The sequence below is a fragment of the Methylobacterium tardum genome (assembly GCF_023546765.1).
Lineage (GTDB): Bacteria > Pseudomonadota > Alphaproteobacteria > Rhizobiales > Beijerinckiaceae > Methylobacterium > Methylobacterium tardum.
The window spans coordinates 2,018,338-2,034,175 of sequence record NZ_CP097484.1 but is presented as its reverse complement, the minus strand read 5'-3'; the positions used below and the strand labels follow the sequence as shown (position 1 = coordinate 2,034,175).

The following is a 15,838-nucleotide window of genomic DNA, read 5'->3' as shown; positions in this document are numbered from 1 at the left end:
TGTCGCCGGCAAACTTGGCTGTTGGGCAAGTCTTTACCGGCTGATCCTGACACCACACATCAAGAAGCGGCGGCGCCGGCCGGCGCCGAGGACCGAGGCCGTGCGCGCCGCGCGGCGGTGCCTGCGTGGAACTGCCGCTTCCCCCGCGGCATCGCCTGTGCGACGGCAGCGTGCGCGCGGCCTCCAAGGACATCAGCCCCGAACCCGGTCATGTGGACCCGAGAGATCCCCTTCATCGATCCCGTCGCGGCGGCGGCCCGGCTGCGGGCCCTGCCGGGGCTAGCCTTCCTCGACAGCGCCATGCGGCACGATCCGCTCGGGCGCCATTCGATCGTGGCCGCCGATCCGTTCGCGCGCTTCCGGTTCCGCGACGGGCGCGCGACCCTGGATGGCCGCCCGGTGCCGGGCGGGCCCTTCGCGGCCCTGCGGGCCTGCCTCGCGCCCTACCGGATCGCGCCCGGTCCGGACGAACCGTTCCCGGGCGGCGCCATCGGATATCTCGCCTACGATCTCGGCGCGCAGCTGGAGCGGGTCACGGTGCCGGCCCGGCGGGCAGGGCTCACCGACGACATCGCCTTCAATCTCTACGACACGTCCTTGGTCATCGACCATGCCACCGGAACCGCCCGGCTGGTCGCCACCGGCTTCCCCGAGCGCGAGCCCGCCGCCCGGCAGAACCGCGCCGAAGCGCAGCTCGCCCGCTTCGCCGACCTGCTCGGCGCCGCGGCAGCCCCGACCCCGCCGCCTTCTAGCCCCGCCGAGAAGCTCACGTGGCGTTCCAATTTCGACCGGCAAAGCTATGAGGACGCTGTCGAAAAGGTGCGCGCCTATATCCGGGCCGGCGACATCTACCAGGCCAATATCGCCCAGCGTTTCTCGGCGGACCTGCCCGCCGGCTTCGACCCGTTCGCGCTCTATCGCCGCCTGCGCGAGACCAATCCCGCGACCTTCGGTGCCTACCTGGAGCTGGAGGGACTGACGGTGGCGTCCTCCTCGCCCGAGCGCTTCATCCGGCTGGATGGCCGGCACGTGGAGACGCGCCCGATCAAGGGCACCGCCCGCCGCCTCGACGATCCCGCGGCCGACCGGGCGGCGGCCGAGGCGCTGCTGGCCTCCGTCAAGGAGCGGGCCGAGAACGTCATGATCGTCGACCTGCTGCGCAACGACCTGTCCCGGGTCTGCGCCCCGGGCAGCGTCGCCGTGCCCACCCTGTGCGGCCTGGAGACCTACGCGGGCGTCCACCATCTGGTCTCGGTGGTGACCGGAGACCTCCGCGACGGGCTCGACGCCCTCGACCTCCTGGAAGGGACCTTCCCCGGGGGCTCGATCACCGGCGCCCCGAAGATCCGCGCCATGGACATCATCACGGAGATCGAGGGCGACGCCCGGGAGCTCTATTGCGGCGCCATCGGCCGGATCGGCTTCGACGGGGCGCTCGACACCTCGATCGCGATCCGGACGGTGTTCATGGACGATCGCCAGGCCGTCCTGCAGGCCGGCGGCGGTGTGACCCTGCTGTCGGAGCCCGGCCCGGAATACGACGAGACCCTGGCCAAGGCCGAGCGCGTGTTCGAGGCCTTCGCATGATCCTCGTCCTCGACAACTACGACTCGTTCGTCTTCAACGTCGTCCGCTACCTGGAGGAGCTGGGGGAAGAGGTCCGGGTCGTGCGCAACGACGCCCTCGACGTCGCCGGCATCCGGGCGCTGGCGCCCGAGGCCCTGGTGGTCTCGCCCGGCCCCTGCACCCCCGCGGAGGCCGGGATCTCGCTCCCGGCGATCCGCGACCTGTCGGGGGCGGTGCCGATCCTCGGGGTCTGCCTCGGCCATCAGGCGATCGGCGCGGCCTTCGGCGGCACGGTCGAGCGGGCGCAGCGCCCGCTTCACGGGCAGATGACGCCGATTGCCCACCAGGGCGAGCGGCTGTTCGCCGGGCTGCCGGCGCCGATGCCGGTGGGGCGCTACCACTCGCTGGTGGTGACGCCCGGCCCCGACATGGCGCAGCATCTCTCTGTCGACGCGGTCTCGCAGGAGGGCGAGGTGATGGCGCTCTCGCACCGGACCCACCCGACCTACGGCATCCAGTTCCATCCGGAATCGGTGCTGACCGAGGGCGGCCACGCCCTGTTCGGCAATTTCCTGGGACTGGCCCGCGCGTGGCGGGCGGGCCGCGACCGGCAGGCGGGGCCGAGCGATGCTGTGGCGTGACGGCGCGATCGTCTCCGGCACGACCGCGCCGCTCGACCTCACCGATCGCGGCCTGACGCTGGGCGACGGCCTGTTCGACACGGCCCTCGCCCTCGGCGGCCGGGTCGCTTTCGAGGCGGCGCATATCGACCGGCTCGTGGCCTCCGCCGGCGGGCTCGGGATCCCCGCCGAGCCGGAGCGGATCCGCGAGGCCCTCCGGGCGCTCGCCGGGCAGGGGGAGCGGCTGGCGATCCGCACCACCCTCACCCGCGGCTCCGGCCCGCGCGGCCTCAAGCCGCCGGACGATCCGCGCCCGACGCTGTTCGCCACCGCGGCGCCGAGCGCCCGGAGCGCGGCCTTCGCGCCCCTGCGCCTGTGGCCGACGCCGGTCGCCCGCAACGAGACCTCGCCCGCCGCCCGGCTGAAGACGCTCGGCTACCTCGACGCGGTTCTGGCCGCCCGGGAGGCCGCCGCGGCGGGCTTCGACGAGGCTTTGTTCTGCAACACACGAGGGCACGTCGCCTGTGCGGGCACCGGCAACCTGTTCGCGCTGTTCGGGCAGAGTCTGGTAACGCCGCCGCTCACCGACGGCGTGCTGGCCGGCATCGTCCGGGCGGAGATCCTCGGCCTCGCCGCCGGATGCGGGCTGCGGGCCGAGGAACGGTCGCTGAGCCTGCCGGAATGGCGCGCGGCCGAGGCCGTGGTCCTGACCAACTCGCTGCGGCTCCTGGCCCCCGTGACGGCGATCGGCGACACCGCCTTCGCTAGCGCCCGGCACCCGGCGGTGGCCCGACTGAGCGCGGCGCTCACGGCCTCGGTGGCCGAGGCCTGCGGCGTGGCGTCGGACGTCGTCGCGTGACCGATCCGGCGCTCGCGACGGGCCGTCGGCGGCTCCGCTACGGGCTCGCGGCCCTCTACGCTTTCATCGGGATCGTGCATCTCGCGGCGACCGACGCGATGCTGCCGCTGATGCCCGGCTGGGTGCTGGCGCCGCGGCTGGTCATCCTGGTCACCGGCCTGTGCGAGATCGCCGGCGCCATCGGGCTTCTGACCCGGCAGTTCCGGCGCGCGGCCGCGATCGGCCTCGCGCTCTACGCGGTCTGCGTCTACCCGGCGAACCTCAAGCACGCCTTCGCGCACGTCCACATCGACGGCATCCCGGATTCCTGGTGGTACCACGGCCCGCGCTTGGCGTTTCAGCCGGTCTTCGTCTGGGCGGCGCTCTGGGCCGGCGGGCTGATCGACTGGCCGTTCCGCCGACGCGGTCGGTTGTTCGGGGCAGGCGCCAAGACATCCGGGGATGCTCCGCCACCCGGCGGGGTCGTCCCGCGCGACCGGCCAGCAACGATCCAGGAACCTTGATCACAGGATCCTGGGATCCCGGGATCACGGCAGGCTTTGATCCTGTGATCCGGGCGATAGACTGCCCGCCAGCTGCCGCGCGCGCCGGAATACCGGGCCGCGTGGTCCCGATACGGGCGGATTCCATGACGAGGCGCCGCGATCCGGGCCGAACGCGCCCGCCGCTTCCAGACACCCTGCCGGATCGCGACGCGGTCGAGCGCGCCCTCGAGATCGCTCTGGACCGCCTGCAGCCCAAACTGTCGGGACCCAAGGCAGCGAAACCTAAGCCACCGGGGATCAAGCCGGCCGGATCCGACCCGGCGGGCGTCGGCCCACGCCGTAAGACGCGCCCGGACGGGGCGGGCACCTGAGCCGCGAAAGGTTCCTCCACAGGTCGAAGATATCGTCCGGATACGACCGGCGGGACCCGCGTTCCCCGTCCGGAAGCCGCGCTACCCGCCAGCGGCCCCCGATGGAGACAGACCGCCATGGCCAAGCAGAAGACGCTGCACGACGCCTTCTACGAGACCCTGAAGGACGTCTATTACGCCGAGAAGCAATCGGTGAAGGCCCTCAAGAAGTCCGCCAAGTCCGCGGAGCACGCGGAGTTGCGCCAAGCCTTCGAGACCCATGCCGAGGAGAGCGCCCAGCAGGTGGAGCGCCTGACGCAGGTCTTCGAGATCATCGGGAAGCCCGCCCGGGCCAAGACCTGCGAGGCGATGCAGGGCATTGTCTCCGAGATGGAGGAGGATCTCGAGGATTTCGAGGGCAGCCCGGCCGCCGACGCGGTGCTGGCCGCCTGCGCCCAGGCGGTGGAGCATTACGAGATCAGCCGCTACGGCACCCTGAAGACCTGGGCCGGCCAGCTCGGCTACGGCGAGGCCGCCAAGCTCTTGGACGAGACCCTGCAGGAGGAGAAGAAGACCGACGCCCTGCTCTCGAAGATCGCCGAGTCGATCAACGCCGCCGGCGATGCCGAGGACGGCGAGGCCCCGAAGGCCAAGGGCTCGAAGAAGGCCGCCTGAGCGCACCTGCATCCGGCACCGCCGCGGCGGTGCCGGACCGCGCGGATCCCGGCACCCGCCGCCCGGCGGAACGCGAAGGGCTCAGCCCGCCTTCTCGATCGCGCTGAGCGGGGTCCAGTAGCAGCGATCCTGGCTGTTCGTCAGGGCGAGGCAGCCGTAGCTCATCGTCCGGGATTCGAGCCGGACCTCCTCGCCGAGCTTCCAGGACCGGCATTCGCCGCTGGCGAGACTGACGTGCAGCAGCCGCCCAAACCCCTCCTCGTCGCCGGCCATGACCAGCTTGAACAGGCGGTCCGTGACCTCCTGGGTGTGGCAGCCGAAGCGTTCCTGGACGACCGTCTCGGCAGCGGCGGGCCGGGACAGCGACGCCAGGGCGGCGAGGGCGGCGAGCGTCGTGAGGATGGGCAGGGTCGGGCGCATGCGCGGAACATATCCGCCGAACGCCGCCTGTCGAGCCCTCGAGAGCAGGCCCCCGCGCGGCGCGGGCGATCGCCGCGCGCGCTCACGCGCCGCCGGCCGCCTCGTCGCGCTTGGCCGCCTGCCAAGCCGCCTCCATGGCGGCGAGGTCCGAGCGGCCGAGTTCGCCGCCCGCCGCCCGCAGGTGCTCCGCCATCGCGGCGAAGCGGCGCTCGAACTTGGCGGTGCCGTCGCGCAGAGCTGTCTCCGGGTCGATCCCGGCATGCCGCGCGAGGTTGGCCACCGAGAACAGGAGATCGCCGATCTCCTCTGCGAGGGCCTGCGGGGCGCCCGCCTCCAGGGCTTCGGCGACCTCGTCGGTCTCCTCGCGGACCTTGTCGATGACCTGCGCGGCGTCGCCCCAGTCGAAGCCGTAGGCCGCCGCCCGCCGGGAGATCTTCTCCGCCCGGGCGAGGGCCGGGAGCGCGCGGGCGACGCCGCCGAGCGGGTCCGGCGCGGTCTCCGCGGCGCCGGAGGCCGCGGACCGGTGCGCTCGCTCCTGCGCCTTGATCACCGCCCATTGCGCCTCGACCTGCGCCGGATCACGCAGCGGCGAGCCCGCGGGCAGAGGCTGCCCGTCCCGGTCGAAGACGTGCGGATGGCGGCGGACCAGCTTGTCGCCGATCGCCCGCGCCACGTCGCCGAACGCGAAGGCGCCGGCCTCCTCGGCCATCTGCGCCTGGAACACCACCTGGAGCAGCAGGTCGCCGAGTTCGTCGCGCAGGTCGTCGCGATCACCGCGCGCCACCGCGTCGGCGACCTCGTAGGCCTCCTCGATCGTGTAGGGCACGATGGTCGCGGGTGTCTGCGCCACGTCCCAGGGGCAGCCGCGGACCGGGTCGCGCAGGGTCGCCATCAGGCGCAGGAGCCTGTGCAGCGGCGCCTCCCCGGGCAGCTCCCGGGACATCGCCCCGGCGGTCGCCTCGCTCATGCCGGATCGTCCCTCGTCGCGCACGTCACTCACGCTCCGGGCGTTAGACCATGGCGGGTAAAAGGGGAATCCGCGCGGGCGGGAGCCCGATCAGACCCGGGCGTCGCGCTCGCGCACCTGCTCATCCTGCAGGCCGTTGAGATAGGCGGTGAGCCGTCCGCTGACCGCCGGGTCGTCGCACTGGACCCAGAGCGGGGCCGGGAGGGTCCGGACCGGCAGGCGTCGCAGGAAGGCCTCGGCCGAGAGGGCCGCCTCCCGCTCCGAGGCGGCGGCCAGCAGCCGGGCGCCGGCCTGCGTGCCGATCAGGATCGCGATCGTTGCCATCAGGGATACGCCATGGACCGACAACGGCGCGAGGGCCCCCTGCGTTGCGTCCGGGCTCAGCTCGTGGCCCGGACGCAGAGCGGCTCCCGGGCCAGCGCCAGGCTGAACGACCACAGGATCCGCCCGACCGGATCCATCAGCACCGCCCCGGTCAGCAGCATGCCGGCGGCCTTGCGGCAGAGCTCCCGGGCCTTGAGGATCGCGGCGTCGGCGTCGGCCGCCTCCAGACTGTCGGAGGCGAAGGCGAGGCCCGAGCGGCCGTCCGCGTGCTCCAGGGTCCGTCGGAGATGATAGGCCGGCATCGCTCGCTCCACCCTGTGGAGAATGACCGGCCACCGCAGCGCAGGCGACGTCCGAGGCTCAAGGCTAGCGGCAGCGTCGATCGATCGGGCTGATCCAGATCAGGAGAAACCGCATTCCCCGGCCCCGCGCCCGCCGCAGGCCGGCTCCAAATGTCGCAGGGTGCCGGGCGTGCCTGCGGGCCGATGCGCCCGGCCCCTGCGCGAGGTCCGCGCTAGGCCGTGCCGGGTCTTGTTCCAGCGCTCCGGGGCGCGGAGCAGCTCGACCAGCGCCAGCCAGGCGGCCAGGCTGATCAGCAGGAAGTAGAGCGGCATCCAGACGGCCGACCGGGCGAGGTCGCCCCAGCCGCGCCGGGCGCAGCCGAGCAGGGCCGGCAGGATCAGCGCCGCCAGCCCCGTCCCGAAGAGCGTGATCGCGAGCCCCGTGGGGAGGTTGTCGAGGAAGGCGGGCGCCGCCGCGATGTCCAGGACCAGGAAGTCCCAGGCCGCCGCGGCGAGGCAGACCGGATAGGCGAGCGCCGACGCGACCGTGCCCGGCACCAGCGCGGCGGCGCAGAGCGTCTCCAGCCCGCCGAGGCTGCGCGCGTTGGCGAGCGGCCGGCGCCCGTGGGTGAGGCTGGTCTGGATCAGGCCCTTCAGCCAGCGGGTGCGCTGGGCGAGCCACGGGGCGAGCCGGGCCGGCGCCTCCTCGAAGGTGGGGCTCGGCAGGTCGCCGACGGTGTAGCCCGCCAGCGCCAGGCGAATCCCGAGATCGGCATCCTCGGTGACGTTGAACGGATCCCACCCGTTCAGCGCCCGCAGCACGTCGGTGCGCAGGTGCATGGAGGTGCCGCCGAGCGGCACCGGCAGGCCGCACCGCGCCAGCGCCGGGTTCAGCACGTCGAACAGGCCCGCATATTCGAGGGCGAAGGCGCGGGCGAGCCGGGAATCGCCGGCATTGTCGATCACCAGCCGCCCCTGGAGACAGGCGACGCGGTCGGGCAGGCGCGCGAACAGGGTGGCCGCCAGCCGCAATTGCCCGGGATCGGGTGCGTCCTCGGCGTCGTAGACGGTCAGCAGGGCGCCGCGGGCGAGCGGCAGCGCCGCGTTGAGGGCCCGCGGCTTGGTACGGGGGCCGCCGGGCGGCACCGTGATCACCTCGAACCGCGCCGGCAGCGGGATCCGGGCGAGGGCCGGTCCGGTCTCCGGGTCGTCCGCCTCCAGCAGCAGCTTGATGTCGAGCTTGGCCGCCGGATAATCGAGGGCGGCCAGCGCCTTGAGCAGGTGCGGCACCACCGCCGCCTCGCGGCGGAGCGGGACCAGCACCGTGTAGACCGGCAGATCCGCATCGGCGAGCGGCACCGTCGCGTCCGCAGACACCGGGGCCCTGATGGCCAGGGCGGCGAGCCGGAAGCTCGCCATGGCCAGGAACAGGCCCTGCGCGGCCAGCATCGCCGTTCGGGCGAGCCACGCCGGGAGCGCCGCGCACAGGCAGAGCGCTGCGGTGAGCCCCAGTCCGAGGACCAGCAGCCACCAGACGGCCGGCTCGCGCGCGGTGGCCCGCTCGGGCGTGCGCCGCCGCAGTTCGTGCGACGCGTAATCCGCCACCTGCTCGGGGATCGCGGCGAACACGGCCTCGCGCAGGCGTGTCGGGCTGGTGATCGCCGGCCTGGACGCCCGGCGCGGGCCGTCGAGGAGGTCCGCGATCATCCGGCCGCGGGGCGCCAGCACGCAGGGCGCCACCGCCCCGGGTGCCAGCGGTGCGAGACCGGCCGCCACGCTGTCGGGGAAGCGCAGGCCCAGGCCGAACGGGATCGGCCCGTCGAGGTAGGGGGCGTCGAGCGCCCGGGCCAGGGCCCGGTAATAGGCGGCCTCCGCCATCAGGCCGGCCTGGAGCAGGGCGGTCGCCGCGTCGGTCCCGGCCTCGGCCGCGGCGGCGGCGGCCCGGATCAGCAGCTGGCCGTCGACGCCCTCGGCTTGCAGGAAGGCGATCTCCGGCGGCAGGGCCGCCTGTCCCGCGGGCGGGCGCTGGAACGACACGCCGTGCGCTCCCCCGGTGGCCTCAGGTCGTGATAGAGGAGGGAGGTGAGCCAGTCCCCGCCCCCACGCTCCGAGAGGAGCACCACCCCCTCCCGATCGTCAAGAGGCGATAGGACAGGCATCCCATTCCGGTTCGCGGCGGCCGCGCTCGCCGCCGCGCTCCTCTGGCCGCCGCCCGCCAGCGCCGCGGCGCCGACGGAGCCCCAGGCCGCGCCCGCCGCCCCTCCCGTCGTCACGGTGCCGGATTTCTGGAACCCGCGCAGCCGGGGCGAGCGGATCGAGGCGCCTCAGACCGGCCGGGCGGTTCGCTTCCTCACGGACGACGAGTTCCCGCCGCTGCACTTCGCCGGCCCCGACGGCAACCCGACGGGCTTCGTGGTCGAACTCGCCCGGGCCGTCTGCGAGAAGCTGACGATCACCTGCACGGTGCAGGCGCGCCGCTTCGACACCCTGCTGGACGCCCTCGACGGCAAGCAGGGCGACGTGGTCGCGGCCGCCATCCCCCTGACGGCGACGCTGCGGGAGAAATTCCTGGCGACGCGGCCGTATTTCCGCTGGCCGGCGCGCTTCGCGGCGCGGACCGACAAGGGCCTGCCCGTCCCCTCGGCGGCGGCGCTCGCCGGGCGCAGCGTCGGCGTGATCGCCGGCAGCGCGCACGCGGCCTACCTCAAGGCGTTCTTCCCGAAGGCCGTCCCGAAGGACTTCACCGACCTCGCGGCGGCCGAGGGCGCGCTCAAGCGCGGCGAGATCGACTACCTGTTCGCCGACGGCCTGAACCTCGCCCTCTATGTCGGCGGCCAGGACGCGGAGACTTGCTGCGCGCTGACCGGCGGCGACTACCTGGAGAACCGCTATTTCGGGGAGGGCATCGGCCTGATCACCCGCCAGGAGGACGCGGCCCTCTCCCGGGCGCTGGACGACGCGCTCCAGCGGGTCTGGGACGACGGCAAGTACACCGAGCTGTACCTGCGGTTCTTCCCGGTCAGCCCGTTCTGAGGCTTTCGTCGCCAGCGGGAATTGGAAATCCTGCCCGCCGGGCTTCGGCTGTCGGACGGCACCATGACGGATCTGCTCGAGAAGGCCGTGGCGAAGACGCGCGACCTGTCCCCGGACCTTCAGGACGAGATCGCCCACCTCATGACTGAGCGTTCGACACAGCGCGCGCCGGTCACGTGTCTGACCCCGCCTACCTGTTCGCACCCACATCGCTGCGGGCAATAGCGACTCCGGTTGCCCATCTGGGCGTTCCGCTCCGGTGCGAACCGCTCTAGGGTGCGCGCTTCCAATTTGCGTTCATCCCAGAAGACATGCCAGCCGCTCCGCCAGCCCTGACCCTCGACGCCGACATCATCGAGGCCGCCGCCAACGCCGCCGCCTGGCCCTTCGAGGAGGCGCGCAAGCTCGTGGCGCGGCTGGAGAAATCCGGCAAGAACGAGGTGCTGTTCGAGACCGGCTACGGCCCCTCGGGCCTGCCGCATATCGGCACGTTCGGCGAGGTCGCCCGCACCTCCATGGTGCGGCACGCCTTCCGGGTGCTCACCCGCGACGCGGTGCCGACCCGGCTGATCGCCTTCTCGGACGACATGGACGGGCTGCGCAAGGTCCCCGACAACGTCCCGAACCGGGAGATGCTGGCCGCCCATCTCAACCAGCCGCTCACCCGCGTGCCGGACCCGTTCGGCACCCATGACAGCTTCGGGGCGCACAACAACGCCGAATTGCGCCGCTTCCTCGACGCCTTCGGGTTCGCCTACGAGTTCCGCTCGGCCACCGAGTGCTACCGCGCGGGCGTGTTCGACACGGTGCTGCTCCGCGTGCTCGAACGCTACGACGCCGTGATGGAGATCATGCTGCCGTCCCTGCGGGCCGAGCGCTCGGCGAGCTACTCGCCGTTCCTGCCGCTCCACCCGGTGACCGGCCACGTGATGCAGGTGCCGATCGACGAGGTGAAGGCCGAGAGCGGCACCATCGTGTGGCGCGATCCCGAGACCGGCGAGCGCTACGAGACGCCGGTGACCGGCGGCCACGCCAAGCTGCAATGGAAGCCCGATTGGGCGATGCGCTGGGTGGCGCTGGGCGTCGACTACGAGATGGCCGGCAAGGACCTGATCGACTCGGTGAAGCTCTCGGGCAAGATCGCCCGGGCGCTCGGCGGCGAGCCGCCGGAGGGCTTCAACTACGAGCTGTTCCTCGATGAGAAGGGCCAAAAGATCTCGAAGTCGAAGGGCAACGGCCTGACGATCGACGACTGGCTCAAGTACGGCACGCCGGACTCGCTGGCTTTGTTCATGTACAACAAGCCGCGGGAGGCCAAGCGCCTGTTCTTCGACGTGATCCCCCGGCACGTGGACGAGTATATCGGCTTCCTCGACCGCTATGCCGGCCAGGACGCGAAGCTGCGTCTGGGCAACCCGGTCTGGCACCTGCACGCCGGCACCCCGCCGGAGCCCGAGAAGGTCGAGGGCGCGAGCCTGACCTTCGCGATGCTGCTCAACCTCGCGGCGGTGGCCAACACCGAGGATCCGGCGGTGCTGTGGGGCTTCATCCGCCGCTACGCGCCGCAGACCGGGCCGGAGACCCATCCGGGCCTCGACCGGCTGGTCAGGCACGCCCTGAAGTACTTCTCGGACTTCGTCCGGCCGGCCAAGACCTACCGAGCGCCGATGCCCGAGGAGCGGGCGGCCCTGGAGGACCTCGCGGAGACGCTCAAGGAGCATGCCGGCTCCACCGATCCGGAGGCCCTGCAGGCGGCGGTCTACGAGGTCGGCCGGCGCCACTTCCCCGACACGTCCGGCAAGGCCAAGAGCCCGGACGGGCGGCCCGGCGTGTCGCAGGCGTGGTTCACGAGCCTCTACAACGTGCTGTTCGGCGAGGCGCGCGGGCCCCGGTTCGGCTCCTTTGTGGCGCTCTACGGGGTCGGCGAGACCCGGGGCCTGATCGCCGCTTCCCTGTCGGGGGCGCTGGTGGCGGAGCACGAAGCCTTCGCGGCCGGCAAGGCGGCCCCGGTCGCGTGAGCGCGCGATGATCGTCGACGATCTCGCCGCGCTGGAGGCGATCTACAGCGCGCCCCTGGCGGCCGCCTCCACGGTAAAGGTGGCGGCCTCGGTCACGCCGGACTACGCGGCGCTGATCGCGGCCTCGCCCTTCGCGGTGCTGGCGACCTCCGGTCCCGAGGGGCTCGATTGCAGCCCCCGCGGGGACCAGCCGGGCTTCGTGCGAGTCGCCGATCCGCGCACGCTGATCCTGCCGGACCGGCGGGGGAACAACCGGATCGATTCGCTGCGCAACATCGTGCGCGATCCCCGGGTCGCGCTGCTGTTCCTGATCCCCGGCTCGGGCACGACGCTCCGGGTGAACGGGCGGGCGGTGATCTCGGCCGACCCGGATCTTCTGGCCACGTTCACGGTCGACGGCCACGCGCCGCGCACCGCGCTCGTGATCACCGTCGCGGAGATCTACTTCCAGTGCGCGCGGGCGATCATCCGGGCCGTGCTGTGGGATCCGGAAGCCCGCGTCGATGCGGCGAGCCTGCCGACCCCCGGCGCGATCCTGGCAGCCCTGACCGCGGGCGAAGTCGGCGGCCAGCGTTACGACGCGGAATGGCCGGAGCGGGCGGCCAAGACGATGTGGTGAGGGTCCCGCCCCGACACGCCGCGCTCGTTGCCGGTGCGCCTCCGCGAGGCCGGGTCGGGGCGGGACCCCGACACCACCGTCTTTGCGAGCGGAGCGAAGCAATCCGGCAGCGCCACGCCGACCGATATCGCGCCCCCGGGTCGCTTCGCTGCGCTCGCGATGACGGAGCGCCACCTCACCCCACCAGCGCCAGATCCTGCAGCTCGGTATCGGGGATCACGTCGACCTCGACCTTGAGGCGCTGCTTGCCCGAACCGCTGACGATGCCGTCGACCGGCGCCACGTCGCCGTAGTCCCGGCCGCGGGCCACCACGATGTGGTCGTCCCGCACCGCCACGGCGTTGGTGGGATCGAGGCCGAGCCAGCCGTCGCCGCACCAGACCGCGACCCAGGCGTGGCTCGCATCCGCCCCGCGCAGGCGCGGGCGGCCCGGCGGCGGCACGGTCCGCAGATAGCCGCTGACATAAACCGCCGGCAGGCCCATGCCGCGTAAGGCCGCGATCATCACGTGGGCGAAGTCCTGGCAGACCCCGCCCGCAGCGCGAAGGACTCGGCGAGCGGCGTGTAGACATGGGTGGCCTTGGCGTCGAAGCGGAAATCCCGGCCGATGCGCAGCATCAGGTCGTGCGCCGCCCCGTAGGCGCTGCGGCCGGGCGAGAAGCTCGGCCGCGCGTAGTCGGTGACCTCGGAGAGCAGCGGGACCCGGCCGCTGGGGAACAGGAAGTGCACCGGCGCGCGGCCGCCGAGGTCCCGCCCGGCCACCACGGCGTCGCGGACCCGCTCCCAGGGCATCCCGGCCTCCGGCGGCGGCGGGGAGGGACGCTCGACCCGCACGGTGGAGAGCGCCTCGACGCTGAAGGTGGTGTGGGGCGTCTCCAGCGTGACCGCCACCGCGTCGATGCCGAAATAGTCGCGCCGCATCACCGCGCGGGCGGGGCTCGGGTCGATCGTGACGGCGCTCGCCAGCACGCTCTGGCCCTCGCAATCCTGCGGCTTGAGCCGCAGGGTGCAGCGGGCGAAGTGCACCGGCTTGCCGTAGCGGTAGGTGGTGCGGTGGCGCAGTGTGTAGATCACGCCAGCCCCGTCAGCTTCTCGGGGCGCAGCGCGTTCGGCCCGGTGGGGAAGTAGCGGGCCGCGATCCCGTCGGCGAGCCGCTCCAGGTCGGTCGCCAGCGCGGTGAGGCGCACGGCGTCGAAATCGGCGGCCTCGCCGCTGCGCAGCTCCGACAGGATCCGGGCGGCGAGGCGGCAATGCGGCTCGGGGAGGCCATCGGCGGCCAGCGCCGGCAGGTCGGCGAGGTGGCGGGTGATCGCCTCCGCCTGGAAGGCGATCGAGCGCGGATTGTAGGGGTCGAGCAGCACCATGTCGCGGACCGGGTCGAGGGCAGCCCCTTGCAGATAGCGGCGTCCGTAGCTGATCTGCGAGTCGCAGAGCGACAGCATCACCCCGAGGCAGCCCGGGGTCGCCTCGTCGTTGGCGAAGGCCAGCGCGAAAGTGCAGGTGTTGATCGCCCGCTCGATCCGCCGGCCGAGCTCGACGAAGTGCCAGCCCTCCGCCCGGCTCATGTTCTCGTGGGTCAGGCCGGACAGAGCCGCGAGATGGCTCAGCGCCCGCTCGGCGCGACCCGCGAGCTGCGACTCGGTGAAGGTGCGCTCATCGTTGAGGGACAGGAACTCGTTCAGATCTGCGAGCACCCGCCAGGCCTCGCCGGACAGGCGCGCGCGCAGGGCTGCGGCGTTGCGGCGGGCCGAGACGATATGGGCGCGGGCCGAGCCCGGCCGGTCGTGCCCGGCCAGCGCCTCTTGGGCGAGGCGGGCGGTGGGCAGGTCGGCCGCGCCGATGCTGCCCCACTCGTGCAGCAGGGCGCGGAGCGCCAGGGCCGCCGGGGTGTCGAGGGCGCCCGAGATGTCGGCCCCGACCGCGTCGCCGACGCTGCGCAGATGGGCGAGGACGAGCCGGATCACCGCCTCGGCGCGTTCGAGATAGCGGCCGAACCAGAACAGGCCATCTGCCGCCCGGGACGGCAGGTGGCCGCCGACCCGCCGCACCCGCGGGGCCGCCTGCGCGCCGATCAGAGGCGAAGCGACCGGCTTCTCCGACAGGACCCAGACATCGGCCGAGCGGATGCCGAGCCGCAGCTCGATCGGATCGACGTCCTCGCGCTCCGAGACCCGGCAGAAGCCGCCCGGCATGACCTGCCAGCCGAGCGGCGTCCGGGTGGCGAAGACCCGGACCACGAACGGGCGGGGCACCAGGGCGAGGCCGTCCGGGCCGCGCTCCCAGCCCGGCATGGTCGAGAGCGGCGCCGCCTCCTGGGCGACGTAATCGAAGGGCCGGTCGCGCAGGGCCGCCACGACCCGCTCCCGCTCGGCCGCCAGGACCGGGCCCGCCAGGATCGCGTCGCGCCCCGCCCCGCGCTGGGGCGTGGCGGCCGGGCGCAGGGTCAGGCTGTCGAGGTTGGCCTGCGCGTGTGCCAAGCCCTCGAGATCGCCGCACCACCACGTGCGCGGATGGCCGAGCCGCAGGGGTTCGCCCAGCACCCGGCGGGCGATGCCGTCGAGATAGGGCGCGAGCGCGGCCGACTCGACGAGCCCCGAGCCCGGCATGTTGGCCATCACCAGGGAGCCGTTGCGCAGGGCGTCGAGGATGCCGGGCACGCCGAGCCGCGAGGCCGGGTTCAGCTCCAGCGGGTCGAGGAAGTCGGCGTCGATCCGCCGCCACAGGGCGTCGGCGCGCTTCAGGCCGGAGACGGTGCGCACGTGCAGGCGCCCGTCCCGCATGACGAGGTCGTCGCCCTCCACCAGCATCAGGCCGAGATAGCGGGCGAGCGCCGCCTGCTCGACATAGGTGCTGCTGTAGGGGCCGGAGGTCAGCAGGCAGATCCGCGGGTCGGACCGCTCGGCGCCCAGGGCCAGCCCGTCGCGGAACGCCTGGAAGAAGGCCGGCAGGCGCTCGACATGGAGGTCCTGGAAGAAGTCCGGGAAGGTCCGGGCCAGGACCATGCGGTTCTCCAGCGCCCAGCCGAGGCCCGAGGGCGCCTGCGTCCGGTCGGCCAGCACCTGCCAGCGCCCGTCCGGACCCCGGCCGAGATCGGCGGCGTAGAGCTTCAGGTAATGGCCGCCGGGGGGCGTGACGCCCTGGAGCGGGTGCAGGAACTCGGGCGTGCCGGCCACGATCGCGGCGGGCAGCAGACCCTCCTGGACCAGCCGGCCCTCGCCGTAAGTGTCGGCGAGGATCGCCTCCATCAGCTCCGCGCGCTGGACGATCCCGGCGCTGAGCGCCGCCCACTCCGTCCCCTCGATCACCAGGGGCAGGCAGCCGAGCGGCCAGGGATGCTCGCGCTGGTCGCCGGCGATGCGGAACGAGATGCCCGCGTCCCGGATATGCCGCTCCGCCGCGACGAAGCGGGCCATGATCTCCGGCTCGGTGAGGCCGCCGAGATGGTCGAGCAGGCGCGGCCACGCCCCGCGGGGTTGGCCGTCGGGACCCAGGAACTCGTCCGGCCGACCGGGGGCGGGGCGATAGCCCGCAACCCAGCGGGCGACGCGCGCCCGCTGGGTCTCGACCGGCTCGGCCCGGGCGGTGCTGTCCGCGAGCGCCGCCTGCATCATGGCACCCCGG

The 15,838-nt window shown here is 73.1% G+C and carries 14 protein-coding genes and 1 pseudogene; 8 read left to right on the top strand and 7 right to left on the bottom strand.

Going from position 1 to position 15,838, the window contains the following annotated elements:
* Nucleotides 1–210 precede the first annotated feature (210 nt).
* The 5 genes from pabB to M6G65_RS09520 all read left to right on the top strand — a co-directional run bounded on the left by pabB (nt 211) and on the right by M6G65_RS09520 (nt 4,555).
* Nucleotides 211–1,587, top strand: a complete 1,377-nt coding sequence (gene pabB, locus M6G65_RS09540; RefSeq protein WP_238195684.1) for an aminodeoxychorismate synthase component I — start codon at nt 211–213, stop codon at nt 1,585–1,587.
* Nucleotides 1,584–2,207 (top strand): anthranilate synthase component II, encoded by a 624-nt coding sequence (locus tag M6G65_RS09535; protein WP_238195685.1) that lies wholly within the window; start codon nt 1,584–1,586, stop codon nt 2,205–2,207. Before pabB ends, M6G65_RS09535 begins: the two co-directional genes overlap by 4 nt.
* Nucleotides 2,194–3,045, top strand: coding sequence for an aminotransferase class IV (locus M6G65_RS09530; protein ID WP_238195686.1), 852 nt, complete (start codon nt 2,194–2,196; stop codon nt 3,043–3,045). Before M6G65_RS09535 ends, M6G65_RS09530 begins: the two co-directional genes overlap by 14 nt.
* Complete coding sequence (locus M6G65_RS09525) at nt 3,042–3,548, top strand: DoxX family protein (RefSeq protein ID WP_238195687.1); 507 nt, start codon at nt 3,042–3,044, stop codon at nt 3,546–3,548. The genes M6G65_RS09530 and M6G65_RS09525 overlap by 4 nt, the downstream gene beginning before the upstream one ends.
* Nucleotides 3,549–4,018: 470 nt before the next feature.
* Nucleotides 4,019–4,555 (top strand): YciE/YciF ferroxidase family protein, encoded by a 537-nt coding sequence (locus M6G65_RS09520; protein WP_238195688.1) that lies wholly within the window; start codon nt 4,019–4,021, stop codon nt 4,553–4,555.
* 81 nt (nt 4,556–4,636) lie between these two features.
* Here the strand turns inward: M6G65_RS09520 and M6G65_RS09515 are convergent, their stop codons facing one another.
* From M6G65_RS09515 to M6G65_RS09495, 5 genes are all read right to left on the bottom strand, one after another.
* Nucleotides 4,637–4,975, bottom strand: a complete 339-nt coding sequence (locus M6G65_RS09515; RefSeq protein WP_238195689.1) for a hypothetical protein — start codon at nt 4,973–4,975, stop codon at nt 4,637–4,639.
* 82 nt (nt 4,976–5,057) lie between these two features.
* Nucleotides 5,058–5,942, bottom strand: a complete 885-nt coding sequence (gene mazG / locus M6G65_RS09510) for a nucleoside triphosphate pyrophosphohydrolase (RefSeq protein ID WP_250103861.1) — start codon at nt 5,940–5,942, stop codon at nt 5,058–5,060.
* A gap of 90 nt (nt 5,943–6,032) precedes the next feature.
* The gene (locus M6G65_RS09505; RefSeq protein ID WP_238195691.1) at nt 6,033–6,266 is read right to left on the bottom strand and encodes a hypothetical protein; all 234 of its coding nucleotides are present in this window, start codon (nt 6,264–6,266) and stop codon (nt 6,033–6,035) included.
* Between the two features lie 56 nt (nt 6,267–6,322).
* Complete coding sequence (locus M6G65_RS09500; protein ID WP_238195692.1) at nt 6,323–6,568, bottom strand: hypothetical protein; 246 nt, start codon at nt 6,566–6,568, stop codon at nt 6,323–6,325.
* Between the two features lie 99 nt (nt 6,569–6,667).
* Nucleotides 6,668–8,584, bottom strand: coding sequence for a glycosyltransferase family 2 protein (locus M6G65_RS09495; RefSeq protein ID WP_238195693.1), 1,917 nt, complete (start codon nt 8,582–8,584; stop codon nt 6,668–6,670).
* A 45-nt stretch (nt 8,585–8,629) separates the two neighbouring features.
* Between M6G65_RS09495 and M6G65_RS09490 the strand changes: the two genes are divergently transcribed.
* The 3 genes from M6G65_RS09490 to M6G65_RS09480 all read left to right on the top strand — a co-directional run bounded on the left by M6G65_RS09490 (nt 8,630) and on the right by M6G65_RS09480 (nt 12,217).
* The gene (locus tag M6G65_RS09490; protein WP_373323703.1) at nt 8,630–9,580 is read left to right on the top strand and encodes a transporter substrate-binding domain-containing protein; all 951 of its coding nucleotides are present in this window, start codon (nt 8,630–8,632) and stop codon (nt 9,578–9,580) included.
* 311 nt (nt 9,581–9,891) lie between these two features.
* On the top strand, nt 9,892–11,598 hold the full coding sequence (locus M6G65_RS09485; protein ID WP_250103860.1) for a lysine--tRNA ligase: 1,707 nt from the start codon (nt 9,892–9,894) through the stop codon (nt 11,596–11,598).
* A gap of 7 nt (nt 11,599–11,605) precedes the next feature.
* Nucleotides 11,606–12,217, top strand: a complete 612-nt coding sequence (locus tag M6G65_RS09480) for a pyridoxamine 5'-phosphate oxidase family protein (protein WP_250103859.1) — start codon at nt 11,606–11,608, stop codon at nt 12,215–12,217.
* A 175-nt stretch (nt 12,218–12,392) separates the two neighbouring features.
* Here the strand turns inward: M6G65_RS09480 and M6G65_RS09475 are convergent.
* Together M6G65_RS09475 and M6G65_RS09470 are read right to left on the bottom strand one after the other, a co-directional pair.
* Nucleotides 12,393–13,291, bottom strand: a pseudogene (locus M6G65_RS09475) (transglutaminase family protein).
* Nucleotides 13,288–15,825: a circularly permuted type 2 ATP-grasp protein gene (locus tag M6G65_RS09470; protein ID WP_238195842.1), complete on the bottom strand. Its 2,538-nt coding sequence runs from the start codon at nt 15,823–15,825 to the stop codon at nt 13,288–13,290. Before M6G65_RS09470 ends, M6G65_RS09475 begins: the two are co-directional and overlap by 4 nt.
* Nucleotides 15,826–15,838 lie beyond the last annotated feature (13 nt).